Below are 17846 nucleotides of genomic sequence, written 5' to 3'. Positions count from 1 at the left end.
ACTAGACGGTCTCGGCCAGCACCTCGGTCAGCGTGGCCTTCAGCTGGCCGAGCCCCGGTTCCTCGATCGGAAGATGCCCGCAGCCCTCGAGGAGGGTGAGTCGGGTCGGCGCCGCGATCCGTTCCAGGAAACGCCTGCTCAGTTCCGGTGGCGTCCACCGGTCCGCCGCGGGATGGACCAGGGTGACCGGTGTCGTGGTGAAGGACTCCGGCGGTGTGTGCGCGAAATCGAGGAAGTCGGCCAGGAATCCCAGCGGGATCCGCACACCGCCACCCTTCGAGTCGGTGGCACACGAGCGCGACACCTCGGGATTCAGGCTCATGTTCTTCATATCGACCAGCCAGCGAATCGGCAGCCGGAGCCCGCCTGCCAGTGGCCGCGCCGACCGCAACAAGGTCGGCGCGAGGCCACCGGTGAACGACCAGCGGACCGCGGCCCGGCGCGCGGCCGGATCCGCCGGATCGAGCAGGCAGGTCACCACCAGATGCGTCACCGCCTTGGTGCGCGCCGCCACCTCGTAGGCGAGCATTCCGCCCATGCTTGCGCCGAACACGATCAACGGCCGTGCATCGGATTCGGTTTCGGCGCGGACGAACGCACACAGCAGTTCGACCCAGTCGGTATAGCGCACCGACCGCGGGTCCGGTTCCACGGTGTCGCCGTACAGGGGCATATCGATCGCCATCGCCTCGACGCCCGCCGCCACGGCGAGCGCTGCGAACGGCCACATCAGCCCGGCGTGACCACCCGCCCCGTGCACCGCCAGCACCCGCACCGAGGCATCGGGGGCCGTGGCGCGGGCGACGTGCACCTGCCGCTCCCGCCATGACCACCAGGTCGATTCCGGGGTGACCATCGGCTCGCGTCGGTATTCGGCGGGCAGGAACTGGGCGTATCGGAGGTATTCCATGCATCAAGCCTCGCTGCGCCCGGACGCTGGGACAACTCGTGTTCCACGCCTACCCCGCCTGCCGGAAAATGCACTCCGAACTGCTGTTATCCGAGTTCTAGAGACTTGTTCGGCCCGGCTACTCGCATTCGTGACCCGCCCACGGATCGCCCGCCCGGCTCTGTGAGCGACCGATCGGACTCGCGGAATGCACCGGACCGGTGGTGATGACGAGGGCCGAACCTGTCGGGCGGCACGATTGATCGTGATGGGCGTTCCGAGATCGGGCCCACTCACTGCCCCATGATGTACTCCACCGACGGTCCCGCCGTCCAACCGCCGTCGACGGCCAGTTCGGCGCCGGTGGTGTACGAGGCGTCATCGCTGAGCAGATAGGTGACGGCACCGACGAGTTCTTCGGCGCGGCCGACCCGCTGGAAGGGGTTGTTCGGGAAGGCGCCGGGTTCGGTACTGATACCGGTGGGTGCGGTCATCGGCGTGTAGACCATACCGGGATGCACCGAGTTCACCCGGATGTTCTCCCGTCCGAGTTCGACGGCGGCGATCTTGGTCAAACCGCGCACACCCCATTTCGCGGCGCCGTATCCGCTGGTCAACGCCATGCCCATGAGTCCGGCCGCGGAGGAGATGTTGACGATCGACCCGCCGCCCGCGGCGCGCATGGCCGGTACGGCGGTGTGGATGCCGGTGTGTACGGCGACCAGGTTGATCTGGATGATCCGCTGGAAGGTGTCGAGCGGTTCATCGGCCACCGGCTGGCCCGACGCGGAGATACCCGCATTGTTCACCAGCCCGTTCAGCTTCCCGAACGCGGCGACGGTGGCGTCGACGGCGGCCTGCCAGCCCGCCGGATCGGTGACGTCGAGGTGCACGTAGCGGGCGTTGTCCCCGAGGGAGGCGGCAACGGCGGCACCTTCCTCGTCGAGCAGGTCACCGATCATCACCTGTCCACCGGCGGCGACGATACCGCGGGCGAAGGCCGCACCGAGACCTCGTGCACCACCGGTGACCAGGACGGCCTTATCTGCGAGATTCATTGATGTTCCTTTCGTTTCGCGGTGCGGATGTGGCACCGCTCAGGTTTCGGGGCGCCCGAACATGGCGTCGGCGATGGCGGCGGCGGCTTCCCCGGAGGACAGGCCGTCGCGCACCATATGGGTCAGCCCGGCGATCACGAACAGCACCGCCTGACCACAGGCGACGGTCGTGTCGACGGCCGACTCCTCGGCCCGGATATGGCGGGCCACGCCGGGCCGGATGATCGCGGCCGTCTCGTAGCTGGCTTCCAGCCACACCCGGCGCAGCGCGGGATCGGCGAAGACCGTCGCCATGATCGCGCGCGACTGCTCGTCGACCGAGGTGGCGAAGGTGCGTTCGAAGGCGTGCACGAGCACATCGGCGAACCCGTCCTCGGCCGGCTGGGCGGCGATCGCCGCCGCGAAGGCGTGATTGCCGTCGTCGAACAGCGGCCGGAGGCTGTCCTCCTTGGTCGGGAAATAGCGGTAGAAGCTGCGCTCGGCGAGCCCGGCCGCGGCGGCGAGCGCGGCCACCGTCGGCGAGGAGCCGCCCGCGCGGACGAACAGATCGGCGCAGGTGCGGGATATCGCTACCAGCGCTTCCGGTTCCAATGGCTTCCGTGCCATATCCGCAGCCTACGCTTTAGTGGCAGAAACTGCCATATTCGAAATCGTCCGGCAGGCACGGCGGGGTCGTGTACATGTGATGACTGCGGTCATATCGTGGAACGGCTCTACGAACCGCCATGTCCGGCCACCGGCCGGGCCACATCACGAAGTCAGGTAGCCGATGAAGATCACCGGAGCAGTCCTCGAGGAATCCGGCCGGGCCAGGCCGTTCGCCCGGTCCCGGCCGATCACCGTTGGCGAGGTCGAGCTGGGCGAGCCCGGCCCCACCGAACTGCTGGTCAGGATCGAGGCGGCGGGCGTCTGCCATTCGGACCTGAGCGTGGTCGACGGAAACCGGCTGCGGCCGACACCGATGCTGCTCGGACACGAAGCGGCCGGAATCGTGGTGTCGACCGGCGCCGCGGTGACCGATATCGACCCTGGTCAGCGGGTGGTGATGTCGTTCCTACCACGCTGCGAACAGTGCGAGGCCTGCGCCGAGGACGGACGCCTGCCCTGTTCGGTGGGCACCCGCACCAATAACGCGGGCGAGCTGCTGCACCACTCACGGCATCTGACCCGCGACGGCGACACCGTCCACCATCACCTCGGCGTCTCCGGCTTCGCCACCTACGCCGTGATCGACCGCGCCTCTGCCGTTGCGTTGGACGCCGATATCCCGCCCGATATCGCCGCGGTACTCGGGTGCGCCGTCCTCACCGGCGGCGGCGCCGTCCTCAACGTGGCCCGCCCGCAGCCGACGGATTCGGTGATGGTCGTCGGGCTCGGCGGTGTCGGTATGGCGGCGGTGATCACCGCGAAGGCACAGGACGTGCACCGGATCATCGCCGTCGACACCGTCGCGGAGAAACTGGAGCAGGCACGTGCGCTCGGCGCGACCGAGGTCTACACCCCCGAGCAGATCGCCGAGCAGGCGATCAAGGCCCGCTACGTCATCGAATGCGCCGGACACCCGCGTGCGTTCGAAACCGCTTTCGCCGCAACGCGATCCGGCGGCACCACCATCACCGTCGGCCTGCCCGCACCCGCCGCGCGGGCCTCGATCTCCCCGCTGACCATCACCGCGGAGGCGCGCACCGTCGTCGGCAGTTATCTCGGCTCCGCGGTCCCGGCCCGCGATATCCCCCGCTACGCGCAGATGTGGCGGGAGGGCAAACTGCCCGTCGACAAGCTCATCTCCTCCCGCATCGGCTTGGCCGAGATCAACGAGGCGATGGATCTGCTCGCCGACGGACTCGCGATTCGCCAGGTCATCATGTTCGACGAACCCGCCGAGACGACCGCCTGAGCACAGCTGATCCGAACAGCCGGGGCACCGGCCGCCGCCGGAACCGTCGAGGCGCGATTGCGCTCGGCGGCACCGGGTACGCCGATGACATGTCCCCTGTGATCGACGAACATGCCGTGCTGCCGCGGCCTCGTGGCCCGCTGTCGGCCGCGATCATGGAGACGCTGACCGGGCAGCCGGGTGATCCCGTGCCACCCGCCGGGCATATCGACCCCTATGGCGATGATCTGCATCTGGCCCTGCACACCTGCTATGAGCTGCACTATCACGGTTTCGAGGTGGTCGACCCCGGCTGGGAATGGGATCCCGGCCTGCTGCGTCTGCGTGCCGAACTCGAGCACGCCTGGTCGGAGGCACTGTGCGAGGACGTCGCCGGTGGGGACGACCTCGACGGCGAACTGAACCACCTGCTCACCGCACCCCTGGACGCACCCGGCGTCGCCCAGCACCTGCGTGAACACCAGGACTGGACGCAGCTACGCGAATATTTCGTGCACCGCTCCATCTACCACCACAAGGAAGCCGATCCATACGCCTGGGTGATCCCGCGTCTGCGTGGTCAGGCCAAGGCGTCGGTGGTCGCGGTGGAGTTCGACGAGTTCGGTGGCGGGCGCGGCGAGCGCATCCATGCCCAGCTCTACGCCGATCTGCTCACCGGTGCCGGTTTGGATCCGGGATATCTGCGCTATGTGGACGCGGTACCGACCCCGATGATCGCGCTGGTCAACACCATGTCGCTGTTCGGGTTGCACCGTAAATGGCGTGGCGCGCTCGTCGGCCATTTCGCCACCGTGGAGATCACCTCCCCACCCGCCTCCGCGCGGCTGGTGGAGATCCTGGAGCAGATGGACGCCGATCCGGCCTGCGTGCTGTTCTACCGCGAGCACGTGGAGGCCGATGCCGTACACGAGCAGGTCATGCGCCACGACGTCATCGGGGATCTGGCCGTCCGCGAACCCGCGCTGATCCCGTCGATCGTCTTCGGCATCCAGGCGACGAATCTGCTGGAGGACCGTTTCGGCGACCATGTGGTCGACAGCTGGCGGGCCGGACGCAGTTCGCTACTCGATCCGTCCGTGCTGCCGACACAACCCGACGACCAGCACGAATGACTCGCCCGAAACGGGATATGCCCCTCACATGAGACTCATTCGCGCCCCCGGCGTCTACCGTCCGCAGGCCGATTCATGGCTACTCGCCCGCGCCATGACCGAGGCCGGACTCGTGCCGGGCGGCCGGGTGCTCGATATCTGCACCGGTACCGGCGCGGTGGCGATCGAGGCGGCCAGGGCCGGTGCCGCGACGGTCACCGCGGTGGACATTTCCCTGACCGCGTTGACCTCGGCCTGGATGAACATGCGGCTGCGCCGGCTCGCGGTGGAGCTGGTGCACGGCGACTTCCGCACGGTGATCCGTGATCGCCGTTTCGATGTGGTGCTCGCGAACCCGCCGTATGTCCCCGTCGCGGATGGGGTCCGCACCCGCGGCGGCGCCCGTGCGTGGGATGCGGGTGGACGCGGGCGAGCCGTTCTCGACCCGCTGTGCGCCCGACTGCCGAGTCTGCTCGACCACAACGGTGTCGCCTTGCTCGTGCAGTCGGCGATCAGCGGGCCCCATCTCACGCTGTCCAGATTGCGCGCTAGCGGACTGAAAGCGGCGGTCGTGGCCCGGACCCGGATTCCGTTCGGTCCGGTCATGCGGTCACGGGCCCGGTGGCTCACCGCCGAAGGCTTCATCGAGCCCGGACAACGACATGAGGAGCTGGTGGTGATCCGTGCCGACCGAACCCGAGCCTGAACCCGTGCGCATGCGCTTCACCAAGGACGGTCCGCTCCTCGTCGAAGGCCCCGTCGAGCTGGTCACCGCCGACGGACGCACGGTCCGTTCCGACAGATTTCAGGTCGCGATCTGCACGTGCCACCGATCCAAGTGCTACCCGCTGTGCGACACCAGCCACCGCCGCCATCGCCGCGAATGACGACACGCCGTCTCTGAAACCCGAACCCGGACCGCAAACAACTGAATGACCTCGACTGTGCCGGGTACGCCGCAACCAGGCCCTACCGGGCCGTCGCGGAACCAGCAGAGGAAGCCATGTCGGCACGTCGTACGCATTCAGAGGAAAATACCTGGTCAGGACACCAGGACGGCCCGGCCCGCAACACGGGCGCCGCTCACGACATCTGGAACTGGCGTGCCCGAGCCGAAACCCCGACCCAGCGCCTCGACCGCAACTGGGCGCATCTGTTGCAGGAGCTGCGCGTCCTCCAGACCGGTGTGCAATTGCTGACCGGCTTCTTGATGATCCTGCCCTTCCAGCCCGCGTTCGACTCGCTCGACTCCGGTATGCGCGCGGTGTACCTGGTCACCGCGGGTGCGGCGGTCGGCGGCACCATCTTCCTGGTGGCGCCGGTGTCGTGGCATCGGCTGCTGTTCCGCCGACACCGCTTGCAGACCATCGTGACCGCCTCGCACCGGTTCACGATGGCGGGTCTGGTGCTGCTCGGTGTCGCCATGTGCGGGGTGACCGTGCTCATCGTCGATGTGGTCGGCGGCCCGGTGGTCGCGGTGATCACCGGGGTGGTGACGGCCGGGGTGTTCCTGGCGGTGTGGCTGGTGGAGCCGATGCGCCGTCGACCTGTTCCACCCGCTGAACTGGTTCACCCGCAGCGGTCGGCAGCAGGCGGCGGAGCACATCGGTGATGGTGATCAATCCGGCGGGGGCGTCGGCGTCGGTCACCACGGCGAGGTGGGTGCGGGTTTCACGCATGGTGCGCAACGCCTCGTAGATGGGTGTGGTCGCCGTCAGGGTGAGTACCGGACGCATCATCTCGGCGGCCGTGGCGTCCGGTGCGGCCGTGAGACTGTCTCGCACGTGGACGACGCCGCGGTAGCCGTCACCGTCGCGCACGAGCAACCGGAGATGGCCGGTGGCGCGCGACCTCTGCTGGATCGTGTCCCGCTGCGCGTCGGGGGTGACGGCGTCGGGGGACGTGTCCGGCTGCATCAGATCGCCGACGGTGAGTTGCTCCAGCTCCAGCGCGCTGATGAGGTTGCCGTGGTAGCGCTCGTCCAGCGTGCCCGCAGTCGCCGAATGCTCGACCAGATGACGCAGCGCCACCGGGTCCTGACCGGACTCCACCTCGTCGACCGGCGCCACACCGACGCGGCGCAGGCACCAGTTCGCCATCTGGTTCAACAGTTTCAGCAGCGGCCGGGTCACCGCCATGAACGCGCGCATCGGGATCGCGAGCATGGTGGCCGAGCGTTCGGGATGCGCGATGGCCCACGATTTGGGCGCCATCTCCCCGACCACCAGATGCAGGAAGGTCACGATCACCAGCGCGAGCACGAACCCGGCGATATCGGCCGCCCACAACGGTGCACCGATCCGCTCGAACAGCGGGGTGAGCCAATGATGCACGGCCGGTTTGGTGATCGCGCCGAGCGCGAGCGTGCACACCGTGATGCCCAGCTGCGAACCCGCCAGCAGCACCGACAGTTCCGAGGAACTGCGCAGTGCGGCGCGGGCCGCCGAGCTGGTGGCGGCGGCGTCCTCGAGCCGGTGACGGCGCGCGGCGATCAACGCGAATTCGACCGCGACGAAAAAGGCGCTGGCCCCGATCAACCCGATCGTGACCACCGCGACGACCCACGGACTACTCATCGCCGACCTACTTCTGTTCGGTGCGCAGGCTCAGGAACACCGAGGCGGGCACATGGTTGGCCACCGTCCGCACTTCGGCGTCGAGCATGCGCGCGGCCGGAGGATGTTCGGCGATGTAGTCGGCGCCACTGGGTTCCAGTTCGATCGCGACTCGGGTACCCGCGTCGGGCAACCCACCGAATACCGCGATGACGAGTCCGGCGATCGTCTCGTAGTCCCCCGCGGGCAGTTCGACATCGAGCACGCGCTCGATCTCGTCCAGATGCACATCACCCGCGACGAGCCAGCCGTCGCGCTCGGCGACGATATCGGTATCGGGTCCGGTGTCGTGCTCGTCGGCGATCTCACCGACCAGCTCCTCGGCGATGTCCTCGATCGTGACGATTCCGGCGAAACCGCCGTATTCGTCCACCACGAGTGCCATCTCGTCACCGGCCGCGTCCAGTTGGGCGACGACCTCGGGCAGCGCGAGCGATCCGGGTACGACGACAGCCTCGCGCAGATGATCGGCAGCCGTACCCTCGACCGGACCGGCGAGCAGATCGTGCAGGTGGATGACGCCGCGCAGATCGTCGCTCGAGGAACCGACGACCGGATAGCGGGTGTGCCCGGTGCCCATGCGGGCGAGCACCGCGTCGACGGGGTCGTCGATATGCACGGTGTCGACCCGAGAACGCGCGATCATCGCATGCTCGGCGTTGGCGGTCGGGAAGTCGAGGATGCGATCCAGCAAGGTCGACAGCTCCCGCGGCAGCTCCCCGGCATCGCGCGAACTGGCGACGATGTGCTCGAGGTCGCGCGGGGTGGCCGAATGCTCCACATCGTGTACCGGCTCGATCCGCAGGGCACGCAACAGCAGATTCGACGACTGGTCGAACAGCCAGATCAGCCAGCCGAACAGTTTCAGATAGACCGTCGTCGAGGTGGCCAGCCAGCGGGCGACGGGTTCGGGCCTGGCGATGGCGAGGTTCTTCGGGAAGAGTTCACCGAACAGCATCTGCACCAGGGTGGAGAACGCGATCGCCAGCACGGCGCCCACCGCGATGCCGACGCCCGTGGGTACCCCGATACCGCCGAGCAGTTCACCGAGACCACGGCCGATCAGCGGTTCGGCGACATAACCCACCAGCAGCCCGGTGACGGTGATGCCGAGTTGGGCGCCGGAGAGCATGAACGAGGTGCGGCGGGTGACGCCGAGCGCTCGTTGCGCCGGTGTGTCACCGGCTTCGGCGCGTGCCTTCAACCGGGAGCGGTCGACCGCCATATAGGCGAATTCCTGAGCGACGAAATAGCCGGTCAGCGCCGTGATGAGCAGCACGACGAGAACGCCGAGGGCAATGCTGGCCGCGGTCAGCACGAGGTCTCACCGCGTGGCGGCAGTGGCAGGGGCGAGCCGGGTTGTCGGCAGATGCGCGAAGCGCGTTTCATATGTCTCTCCGTGGATGGAACGACAGAACTGAGCAACCGTCCCCGACCGGTACGCCCGAGACGCCGGGACGGGTGCCCAACGATATCGGCGCGTCGGCCGGATGCGGGAGATCGACGCGACACGGTTCGGATGCCGGAACCGGTCGATGCGGGCGGAGGAGGGATTCGCGGTCCGACGATTCGTTCGGTCGACGCGAATGACGTTCAGGACCGCACTGTTTCCTCGACGTCCGCGGATTCGGCGTCGGCTCCTTTGTCGGCCCTGCCCGCCAGCATCCGCTTACCCACTTCGACGACGATCGGCAGCACCGACACGGCCACGATCAGCAGGAAGATGAGGTCGATGTTCTCGCGCACCACCGCGATCTGCCCGAGCAGATAGCCGAGATAGGTGACGCCCGCACCCCACAGCACACCGCCGACGATGTTGTAGAGCGCGAAGACCGAATAGCGCATACCGGACGCACCGGCGACGACCGGCGCGAAAGTCCGCACGATGGGCACGAATCGGGCCAGCACGATGGTGATCGGCCCGTGCTTGTCGAAGAACTCGTGCGATTCGTCGATGTACTTCTTCTTGAACAGCCGCGCGTCGTCGTTCTTGAACAGCGCGGTGCCGCCGCGCGCTCCGATCAGATAACCCACCTGATCACCGGCGATGGCGGCCACCGGAATCAGAATCAGCAGCAACCAGATCGGCGCGAAGGGCTCGATCTCGGTGGATTTCGATGCGGCGATGAGTCCGGCGGTGAACAGCAGCGAATCGCCCGGCAGCAGCGGGAACAGCAGCCCGGATTCGATGAACACGACGGCGAGCAGGCCGACGAGCATCCAGGTACCGAAGGAATTCAGCAGGTTCACCGGGTCGAGGAATCCGGGCAGCAGCGCCAGATGGGTGATCGACTCGGCCGAGAGGTAAGTGGTCATCGCGGTCCCACAGTAACACGCGCGACTGTATGGTTTGGGTATTGCGTGGCGCTCCTCGCAGCCGGGCCGCCAAGCGCTGTATCGTTTCACCGCCGCGCGAAAGGAGGCCCATGACCGACACCCTGGTCAGGATCGGCGAATTGGCCACCCGTGCGGGAGTCAGCAACCGGACCATCGACTACTACACCGGCCTCGGGCTACTCACCCCCGCCGAGCGCACCGCGGGCGGCTACCGCCTGTACCACCCCGGCGACGTCGACCGCATCAACCTCATCCAGCGTCTCGAAGCCCAGGGCATCCCGCTGGAGGAGATCGCCGCCGCCCTCAACGCCCGCCCCGGCGATACCGGCAAGGCCCTGGCCCAGATCGACGGCGATCTGAAGAACCTCCAGACCGCCGCCGAGAAGGCGCCCGCCGAGATCCAGGGCCTGCTCGACATCATCGCCGCCCGAGTGCACTCCCTGGTCTCGGTAGCCCTCCAGCTCCCACCTGACCTGCCGATCCTCTGAGATCACTCGCACACCGGCCGGAAGTGCTCGACAGTCGGGAACGGATCGTAGAAGTGGTGCAGAAGCGCCTTCCACCGCTGATAGTCCGGCGACCGGCGAAATCCGACGGTGTGGTCCTCGAGGCTGTCCCATTCGACGAGCAGTAGGTACGTGCCCGGCGACTCCATCGACCGTGAGAGCGTGAGCTTGCCGAAGCCGGGCCTCGCCGCGATGATCTCGCGGGCCTCGGCGAAGGCGGCTTCGAAGTCGGCCTCGCGGCCGCGAACGACATTCAAGAGTGCATGCTCGGTGATCACTCCATACATCCTCACAGTCCGGGGAATCACTCCTCGACGCGCGGCGGGCGATGCGGCGCGGTGAATCGCGGTGACGACGGATCGCGCGGCGGTTTCAGCCGCACGGCACCGGCATGGACGGCGGCCACCATCGTGTCGAATCCCTGCCAGTGACGGTGGTGATGGAGGGCCTGTTCGTCGGTGACGCCGCCGGGGCTGGATTGTTCACGTTTGTAGCGGACGAAGTCGGAGGTGAGCAACGCGACGTGTTCGCCGTAGGTGTAGTGCATTTCGTCGCCCTCCGGCGCGATGGTCCGGCGGGCGACGATGTCTTCGGCATGGCAGTCGATCAGGTAGATGTAGAGGTCGAGTTGCCCCGCCAGCCGACCGAGCATCGGCCTGCACCTCAATTCGTAATGCCGAACCCACACCGACAGCACCGCCACGGCCGAATGAACCAGCGGATCATCCACCGGATCGACCGCGCAGAAGACCCGGAACAGGCGGCCCGCATCCGGCAGCAGTGGTGGGCGCGCGAGCGCACCGGAATCGTCGGCAGCCGGGACGGTCGATATCGCCTCTCCCCCATCGGCATCCATCATCGTGCGGTCGGCTCGTCGTCGAGCAGCCGCAGATCGATCTTCCCGACCGGCAGGCACCGGCTGACCGCCGCCACCACCATTGCCGCCGAAGGCCGGAACCGGTCGCGCAGCGGTTCCACCCACTGCCGCATGGTGAACGGCCGATCCCCCGGCGACGGCAACGCGATCTCCCCGCCGTACCGGTGCACCGCCACCCCCACGCCGTACAGCTGCGCGAAGAGCCGATCCGATTCCGGCAGATCGGGCCGCACCAGAAACGTCCAGGTACCCGACCGCGGATGAGAAACGATGGGCCCCACCGCATACCGCCGGGAATGCAGGTCGTGGCGCACCGCCTGCCCGAGCCCGGCGGTCATCCGTAACGCCCACACCGACCCCGCTGGCATGACGATCCGCCCGGTACCGGGCCGCACAACAGCGGCCAAACCACACACCCTGCGATAGAACTCGCACCGCGACACCGGAGTGTCACCACACGCCATGTGCTCCATGAGCAGACCTCGAGTCAGGTAGTCGGAAGTGTTCGGGTGCGCCCGGCCCGGTGGATGACCGGCACCGGGAACGGGAGCTGCGGAGGGGTCCGGGTTGGCGTCCTCCCTGCCGGGCGCCCCACAAGGAGACCACTCGCCACGCTCTCGGCTGCAACGCATCTGAATCTTCAAACCAATGCGTTCAAAGTCCCACGAGAGTCGTCAGATTTGCGAGACCATGGATTCAAAATCGCCTGCGGTCAAACTCAATTCAGAGGGAGCCTTGATGTCAGAGGAGTCACCCACGCTGCTTCGCCGCCAGCTCGGACGGTTCCTGAGAGAGCGGAGAGAGGGTCGCGGCCTGACAATCGCGGCGGCAGCTGCGGAGGTTCAGCTCAGTACAGCCGCGCTACAACGCATGGAGACCGGGCGCCCACAGAAGCTGCGTAAGCAGGATGTGCGCGCGTTGTGTGAGCTCTACGAAGTAGCCGCAATCGAGACCGAGCAGGCCGTCGACTTGGCGATCAAGGCAGCGAACAACCCTGATGTCACCGCGTTCGGCGGAATGTTCAGCAACGCGTTCAACATGTACGTCGGTATGGAGACCTCGGCACGGCGCCTCCTGTCGTACTGCGAACAAGTCCCCGGTCTGCTACAAACCCCGGACTACGCGCGCGCGCTGATTGCGGCGTTCCCCGGATTCGACAGTCAAGATGACATCGAACGACGCGTGCAGGTCCGGCTCAAACGACAGGCAATCGTGACTCGCAAGGCAAGCCCGCTCCAGTTGGAAGTACTCCTTCACGAGTCCGCGCTGCATCGTGTGGTTGGGAGCCCGCGAATCATGGCTGCACAGCTACGGGAACTCGCGGAGGTCGGCAAACGCGACAACATCACGCTCCGCGTCCACCCTTACTCGGCCGGTTTGGCCTGGGGATTGATGACTGGGCCGTTTGTCATCCTCGATTTCGGAACGACTTCGAAGGGCACACCGATAGAGCCACCGGTTGTTTACCTGGACGGCGGTATGAGCAGTGACATGTACCTGGAAAAGCGAGAAGACGTGCAGCGTTACACTGAGCTCGCTGACTTCATCCGGTACCAGGCACTGGATGAAGCGAGAACGCGAGACCTGCTCCGGCAGGTAGCAAGGGAGCATGACCAGCGGTGAACGTCGACTTAGCCGGTGCACGATGGTTCAAGAGTCGCCATAGCGAATCGAACGCCCAGTGCGTGGAAGTCGCCCACCTCGACGAGGGGTTGGTCGGGGTCCGCGACTCCAAGAACCCCACCGGCCCGGCACTTGTCTTCGCCCCAGCCGAATGGGACGCCTTCACCACCAGCCTCCGTCACGCCGAGTTCGACCGCGGCTGAGCACACCGGGGCGAGGTTGGGTGGTCTCGAGCGTCAGAGCTACGTTCGAGGCCGCCCGGCCTGCTCCAACTCGCCGAGGAGGTCGAATCCCGGATTCTGGGTGCCCGCCTCGTCTGCCCCTCATGGCAGGGGCAGGCAGGAACTCCCGGCGTCGATACCGCGGCCCTGTACATCCACCTCGATGTACTTCGAGGACGTGTACTGCCCCGGTGTGAATTGCTGAGCGGTGATGTTCTGTCGTCCGGTGTATTTCGGTGTCCACTCGAACGTCGCCGTCCCGTTCTCGGGGTGATACACCGCCTGGCCGAGGCGTTCACCGTTTCCGGGGACCGATCCGCCGCTGTTGATGATCGTGATCTCGCCCGCCTCCCACGGCGGTGCGTCGACAGTGGCGGTCACCGTGACGGCGCATCCGGTGCGCAGGCCTTCCGGTCCGGCGGCCACGCTCACTCCGGTCACCGCGGCGGTGGCTCCGGGCGCCGTGAACACCGTCGCCAGCGCGATGACGCCGAGAGCGGCGGCGGGCCCGAATCGCCGAAGGTGGGTGCGCATCGTTGATCCCTCTCGTCGTGCGGTCGGTTCGCCTCCGAGTCTGCCACGAGCGCCCGCCGACCGATCGCGATCCGATCAGAAATAGCGCATGGCGATATAGATCCACGCCAGGATGCTGCTGAGCGCTGTCACCACGATTCCGTACCGGGTGAACTGCCAGAAGGTGATCGGATGCCCGGCGCGGCGCGCGATATCCAGGGCGACGACATTGGCGCTGGCCGCGACCGCCGTCCCGTTACCGCTGAAATCGGCGCCGAATGCGAACGACCACCACAGCGCCTGCCCCTGAGCGGGATCCGGTGTCTGGTCCACGAGCCCTTCGACCACCGGCGCCATCGTCGTCGTATACGGAATATTGTCGATGAACGAGGCGACGACCGCCGAGCCGAACACCAGCGTCGCCGAGGCGAGCAGCGGGTTGTCGCCGAACGCGGCGACGGCGGCGTCACCGATCCGGTCGATCACACCGGTATGCACCAGCCCCGCCACCATCACGAACAACCCCATGAAGAACACCAGGGTGCCCCATTCGACTTCGCGCAGCACATCGCCCACATCGAGCCGCGAGATCAGCACCATCGCCCCGGCACCCAGCAACGCGATGATCGACGGCGCGACATGCAGCACCGAATGCAACCCGAAACCGATGATCACGCCGCCGAGCACGAGCAAGGACCGGGTGAGCAGCCGGGTATCGGTGATGGCCCGCCGTTCCTGCAACGCCATCACCGTGGTGATGTGTTCGGATTCCTGTCGCAGATGCGCACGGAACAACCAGCGCGTGAACACCACGAACAGCATGAAGATCACCGCGACCGCTGGCGCCATATGAATGAGAAAGTCGTTGAAGCTCAATCCCGCTCGGCTACCGATGATGATGTTGGGCGGATCACCGACCAGGGTGGCCGCGCCGCCGATATTCGCCGCGAGCACTTCGGCGATGATGAACGGCTGCGCCGCCATCCCGAGCCGATCGCAGACGACGATCGTGACCGGCGCGATGAGCATGATGATCGTGACATTGTCCAGGATCGGCGAAGCCACCGCGGTGATGATCATCAGCATCACCATGAGCCGGAACGGATTACCGTGTGAACGTTTCGCGGCCCAGATGGCAAGGAAGTCGAACAACCCGGTCTGTTTGATGACACCGACGATGATCATCATGCCGAGCAGCAGGAAGATGACATTCCAGTCGATGCCCGCATGCGCGTTGTAGAACACCTCCTCGCCGGGGACCAGACCGAAGATGGTCATCAGCCCCGCGCCGATGAGCACGATCTTGACCTTGTCGGCCCGTTCGGTCGCGATGAACCAGAACGCCCCGATGAAAATGGCAACGGCCACCAGCTGGTTCATCGCTCACCTCGCCTCGGCCGGGTGGCGGTCAGTCTTCGGGACCGGCAACGGCCAGGCTGATCAGCAGACGTTCCAGTGTCACCGCACCGAGCAACGTGCGCGAATGGTTGACCACCGCGACCAGCGGGCTGTGCCGCTGCGCCATCAGCGCCGCGATCTCGAGCAGCGTCGCATCCGGGCGGACGATGGCGGGTTTGGCCGAACGCTCGGGCAAGCAGTCACCCACCGTGAGATGGCCGGGATCACGCCAGAACAGTTCGGCGTGCACTTCATCGATGGTGCGGGCCAGGGCCGGATCGTCCTGATACGAGCTGGGAATCGCCAACCGCAGCACCTGGGTGCCGGGCAGGACGGCGACGGGACGATCGTCGTCATCGACGACGATCATCCCCGGCAGCCGGTTGACGACCATCAACCGCATCGCCTTGGCCACCGGATCACCGGGGTGGACGGTCGGCAGCTGGATCGCGATCTCATGTGCTTGCATCGATTGGCCCCGTCGCGCGTGCGGGAAAACAGTGGTCATGAGCGGCTCCGCTCGCCGGTGAGCTGGTCCATCAGCCGTTCCAGGCGAGCCACCCGATCGGGGATCGGCGCGCTGTGCAAGAGTTCGGCGAACTGATCCGCCTCGTCGGGCTCCAAGGCGATGGACTGGACGGGTTCGTCGCGGACGGTGTCGTAGACCAGCACGTGTTTGCTCCCGTCGCTGCCTGCCACCAGAGCGAACCGGGCGCCACTGCGGGTCAGCAGATGGTGCACGGTGCCCTTACCCGGCACAGTGGTGCGGTCGACGTCCATGTCGAGCACCTCCCGCCACCGTCTGCGTTGTCGATCTCAGTCTTGGCGACGGGCAGGGTCGGCGACTATCGGTGCCCATACCCATCTGTGTGGGCAGACGCTATGTAGTGCCGGGGAGCGGAATGGGTGGCGCACCCCATGGACACCATGTGCACCAGCGGCCACACTGGGGTCATGGACCGTCCGGAAAGTGGAATCGGCCTGTTCCGGCGGCACACCCGGACACCGGCGGATGCCCTGTTCCGGCGGATCTTCCTCATCAACGGATCGGTGTTCACCTTCGGCACCCTGGTGCTGGCGCTATCACCCGCCACGGTGTCCTCGCGGGTGCGGCTGACCGAGATACCGGTCCTGCTGGTCGGGCTCGCGGTGATCCTCGCGGCCAACGCCTTCCTGCTGCGGTCGAGCCTCGCACCGCTGGACCAGCTCATCGCCTCCATGCAGCGCGTGGACCCCCTGCGCCGCAGCGGCAGGCTCGACGAACGCGGCAACGGCGATATGTCGCGCGTGATCGACTCGTTCAACGCCATGGTGGAGCGGTTGGAGTCCGAACGCGCCATTGCCAGCGCTTCCGCACTCGCCGCCCAGGAGGGCGAACGGCAGCGCATCGCCCGTGAGCTGCACGACGAGATCGGCCAAAGCCTCACCGTCGCACTGTTGTCGATGAAACGCGCCGCCGACCGCGCACCCGACGATGTCGTCGATGTCCTGCACGGTGCGCAGGAGACCGTGCGTTCCTGTCTGGACGAAGTGCGTGGGATCGCGCGCCGGTTGCGGCCCGATGTGCTGGACGATCTCGGTCTGTCCAGCGCGCTCACCGCGCTGTGCAGCGAGTTCGCCTCCACCGCCGGGATCACCGTGACCCGCGATGTCGACCGCAATCTGCCCCGGCTGGCTCCCGATGTGGAGTTGGTCTGCTATCGCATCGCGCAGGAGAGTCTGACCAATATCGCCCGCCACGCCGAGGCCCGCCGCGTCGAGCTGAGTCTGCGTATGCATGGGGATTCGCTCGTGCTGCGGGTGCGTGACGACGGCCGCGGCGGCGTGGACGAGGAGGGCGCAGGTATCCGCGGTATGCGCGAACGTGCGCTGCTCGTCGATGCCGATCTGACCATCGAAGCCCCGCCGGGACACGGCACCGAGGTCTGCCTGCGGATCCCGCGAGCGCACGGAGGAAGCCGATCATGAGCACCGCACCGGCCCGAATCCTGCTCGCCGACGATCATGCCCTCGTCCGTTCCGGTCTGCGGATGATCCTCGACGCCGAACCCGATCTCACGGTGGTCGCCGAAGCCGCCAACGGCTATGAGGCGGTACAGCAGCTCACGCAGGTGCCCGTCGATCTCGCGATCCTCGATATCGCCATGCCGAGGATGACCGGCATCCAGGCGGCCCGCGAAATCAACCGCGACAACCCCGGCGTGCGCATCCTCATGCTGTCGATGTATGACAACGAGCAGTACTTCTTCGAGTCGCTACGTGTCGGCGCGTCCGGTTACGTCCTGAAATCCGTCGCCGACCGCGACTTGCTCGAGGCCTGCCGAGCCACCCTGCGCGGCGAACCGTACCTGTATCCCGGCGCCGTGAACTCTCTCATCCGGGATTGGCTCGAGCGTGCCACCCAGGGCGATCCGCTCCCCCAGACGGTCCTCACCCCGCGTGAGGAGGAGATCGTCAAACTCGTCGCCGAGGGCTATTCCTCCCGCGAAATAGCCGGGGATCTGGTGATCAGCGTCAAGACGGTCGACCGCCACCGCGCCAATATCTTGCAGAAACTCGGCCTCCGCGATCGTCTGGCTCTGACCCGCTATGCCATTCGCGCCGGGCTGATAGAGCCGTAATCCGTTCCCGAACCATAGAAACGACGAAAGCCCCCCGACCGTGGTCGGGGGGCTTTCGTGAAAGGATGTTCCGGCGGTGTCCTACTCTCCCACACCCTGTCGAGTGCAGTACCATCGGCGCTGGTGGCCTTAGCTTCCGGGTTCGGAATGGGACCGGGCGTTTCCCCACCGCTATAGCCGCCGTAACTCTATGAAACTAT

At 66.6% G+C, this 17846-nt stretch carries 22 protein-coding genes, 1 rRNA gene and 1 pseudogene; 10 read left to right on the top strand and 14 right to left on the bottom strand.

The window, feature by feature from the left end; translation table 11 throughout:
- Position 1 precedes the first annotated feature (1 nt).
- From QH168_RS03345 to QH168_RS03335, 3 genes are all read right to left on the bottom strand, one after another.
- Entirely contained in the window at positions 2–910 is a 909-nt protein-coding gene (locus tag QH168_RS03345; protein ID WP_280232895.1) for an alpha/beta hydrolase, read from the bottom strand.
- Positions 911–1182: 272 nt separating this feature from the next.
- Positions 1183–1947 (bottom strand): glucose 1-dehydrogenase, encoded by a 765-nt coding sequence (locus QH168_RS03340; RefSeq protein WP_280232894.1) that lies wholly within the window; start codon positions 1945–1947, stop codon positions 1183–1185.
- Between the two features lie 39 nt (positions 1948–1986).
- The gene (locus QH168_RS03335; RefSeq protein ID WP_280232893.1) at positions 1987–2553 is read right to left on the bottom strand and encodes a TetR family transcriptional regulator; all 567 of its coding nucleotides are present in this window, start codon (positions 2551–2553) and stop codon (positions 1987–1989) included.
- 163 nt (positions 2554–2716) lie between these two features.
- Here QH168_RS03335 and QH168_RS03330 point away from each other — a divergent pair, with 163 nt between their 5' ends.
- From QH168_RS03330 to QH168_RS03310, 5 genes and pseudogenes are all read left to right on the top strand, one after another.
- Positions 2717–3844, top strand: a complete 1128-nt coding sequence (locus QH168_RS03330) for a zinc-binding dehydrogenase (protein ID WP_280232892.1) — start codon at positions 2717–2719, stop codon at positions 3842–3844.
- A gap of 89 nt (positions 3845–3933) precedes the next feature.
- Positions 3934–4956, top strand: a complete 1023-nt coding sequence (locus tag QH168_RS03325; protein WP_280232891.1) for an iron-containing redox enzyme family protein — start codon at positions 3934–3936, stop codon at positions 4954–4956.
- Between the two features lie 28 nt (positions 4957–4984).
- The gene (locus QH168_RS03320; RefSeq protein WP_280232890.1) at positions 4985–5641 is read left to right on the top strand and encodes a HemK2/MTQ2 family protein methyltransferase; all 657 of its coding nucleotides are present in this window, start codon (positions 4985–4987) and stop codon (positions 5639–5641) included.
- A gap of 10 nt (positions 5642–5651) precedes the next feature.
- The gene (locus QH168_RS03315) at positions 5652–5822 is read left to right on the top strand and encodes a CDGSH iron-sulfur domain-containing protein (RefSeq protein WP_280232998.1); all 171 of its coding nucleotides are present in this window, start codon (positions 5652–5654) and stop codon (positions 5820–5822) included.
- Between the two features lie 116 nt (positions 5823–5938).
- Positions 5939–6481, top strand: a pseudogene (locus QH168_RS03310) (DUF6328 family protein); the annotation flags it as partial.
- On the opposite strand, the gene QH168_RS03305 reads toward QH168_RS03310, so the two are convergent.
- From QH168_RS03305 to QH168_RS03295, 3 genes are all read right to left on the bottom strand, one after another.
- Entirely contained in the window at positions 6417–7511 is a 1095-nt protein-coding gene (locus QH168_RS03305; RefSeq protein WP_280232889.1) for a hemolysin family protein, read from the bottom strand. The pseudogene QH168_RS03310 and the gene QH168_RS03305 sit on opposite strands and share 65 nt — an antisense overlap.
- Before the next feature lie 7 nt (positions 7512–7518).
- The gene (locus QH168_RS03300) at positions 7519–8868 is read right to left on the bottom strand and encodes a hemolysin family protein (RefSeq protein WP_280232888.1); all 1350 of its coding nucleotides are present in this window, start codon (positions 8866–8868) and stop codon (positions 7519–7521) included.
- Between the two features lie 275 nt (positions 8869–9143).
- A complete protein-coding gene (locus QH168_RS03295) occupies positions 9144–9866 on the bottom strand; it encodes a VTT domain-containing protein (RefSeq protein ID WP_280232887.1) in 723 nt (240 codons plus the stop codon).
- 110 nt (positions 9867–9976) lie between these two features.
- Between QH168_RS03295 and QH168_RS03290 the strand changes: the two genes are divergently transcribed.
- Positions 9977–10375 carry a MerR family transcriptional regulator gene (locus tag QH168_RS03290; protein WP_280232886.1) on the top strand — a complete coding sequence of 133 codons (399 nt, stop codon included), beginning with the start codon at positions 9977–9979 and terminating at the stop codon, positions 10373–10375.
- A gap of 2 nt (positions 10376–10377) precedes the next feature.
- Here QH168_RS03290 and QH168_RS03285 read toward each other — a convergent pair whose 3' ends face one another.
- Genes QH168_RS03285 through QH168_RS03275 form a run of 3 tightly spaced genes read right to left on the bottom strand, consistent with a single transcriptional unit; the run spans position 10378 to position 11686 of the window.
- Positions 10378–10671, bottom strand: coding sequence for an antibiotic biosynthesis monooxygenase family protein (locus tag QH168_RS03285; RefSeq protein ID WP_280232885.1), 294 nt, complete (start codon positions 10669–10671; stop codon positions 10378–10380).
- 26 nt (positions 10672–10697) lie between these two features.
- Entirely contained in the window at positions 10698–11252 is a 555-nt protein-coding gene (locus QH168_RS03280; RefSeq protein WP_280232884.1) for a hypothetical protein, read from the bottom strand.
- A complete protein-coding gene (locus QH168_RS03275; protein WP_280232997.1) occupies positions 11249–11686 on the bottom strand; it encodes a DNA-directed RNA polymerase subunit beta in 438 nt (145 codons plus the stop codon). The genes QH168_RS03280 and QH168_RS03275 overlap by 4 nt, the downstream gene beginning before the upstream one ends.
- A gap of 322 nt (positions 11687–12008) precedes the next feature.
- Between QH168_RS03275 and QH168_RS03270 the strand changes: the two genes are divergently transcribed.
- The gene (locus QH168_RS03270) at positions 12009–12893 is read left to right on the top strand and encodes a helix-turn-helix domain-containing protein (protein ID WP_280232883.1); all 885 of its coding nucleotides are present in this window, start codon (positions 12009–12011) and stop codon (positions 12891–12893) included.
- Positions 12890–13096, top strand: coding sequence for a DUF397 domain-containing protein (locus QH168_RS03265; RefSeq protein WP_280232882.1), 207 nt, complete (start codon positions 12890–12892; stop codon positions 13094–13096). Before QH168_RS03270 ends, QH168_RS03265 begins: the two co-directional genes overlap by 4 nt.
- A gap of 120 nt (positions 13097–13216) precedes the next feature.
- Here QH168_RS03265 and QH168_RS03260 read toward each other — a convergent pair whose 3' ends face one another.
- The 4 genes from QH168_RS03260 to QH168_RS03245 all read right to left on the bottom strand — a co-directional run bounded on the left by QH168_RS03260 (position 13217) and on the right by QH168_RS03245 (position 15805).
- On the bottom strand, positions 13217–13648 hold the full coding sequence (locus QH168_RS03260) for a hypothetical protein (RefSeq protein ID WP_280232881.1): 432 nt from the start codon (positions 13646–13648) through the stop codon (positions 13217–13219).
- A gap of 75 nt (positions 13649–13723) precedes the next feature.
- Positions 13724–15007, bottom strand: coding sequence for an ArsB/NhaD family transporter (locus QH168_RS03255; protein WP_280232880.1), 1284 nt, complete (start codon positions 15005–15007; stop codon positions 13724–13726).
- A 28-nt stretch (positions 15008–15035) separates the two neighbouring features.
- Positions 15036–15533, bottom strand: a complete 498-nt coding sequence (locus QH168_RS03250) for a CBS domain-containing protein (RefSeq protein WP_280232879.1) — start codon at positions 15531–15533, stop codon at positions 15036–15038.
- Positions 15530–15805, bottom strand: coding sequence for a hypothetical protein (locus QH168_RS03245; protein WP_280232878.1), 276 nt, complete (start codon positions 15803–15805; stop codon positions 15530–15532). Before QH168_RS03245 ends, QH168_RS03250 begins: the two co-directional genes overlap by 4 nt.
- 174 nt (positions 15806–15979) lie before the next feature.
- Here QH168_RS03245 and QH168_RS03240 point away from each other — a divergent pair, with 174 nt between their 5' ends.
- Entirely contained in the window at positions 15980–16993 is a 1014-nt protein-coding gene (locus QH168_RS03240; protein WP_280232877.1) for a sensor histidine kinase, read from the top strand.
- The gene (locus QH168_RS03235) at positions 16990–17646 is read left to right on the top strand and encodes a response regulator transcription factor (protein ID WP_280232876.1); all 657 of its coding nucleotides are present in this window, start codon (positions 16990–16992) and stop codon (positions 17644–17646) included. The genes QH168_RS03240 and QH168_RS03235 overlap by 4 nt, the downstream gene beginning before the upstream one ends.
- A gap of 68 nt (positions 17647–17714) precedes the next feature.
- Here the strand turns inward: QH168_RS03235 and rrf are convergent.
- A 5S ribosomal RNA gene (gene rrf / locus QH168_RS03230) occupies positions 17715–17831 on the bottom strand.
- Positions 17832–17846 lie beyond the last annotated feature (15 nt).

The organism is Nocardia cyriacigeorgica (assembly GCF_029868385.1).
GTDB lineage: Bacteria > Actinomycetota > Actinomycetes > Mycobacteriales > Mycobacteriaceae > Nocardia > Nocardia cyriacigeorgica_F.
Note: the sequence above shows the minus strand (reverse complement) of the source record. Positions and strands in the feature narration are given on the sequence as shown.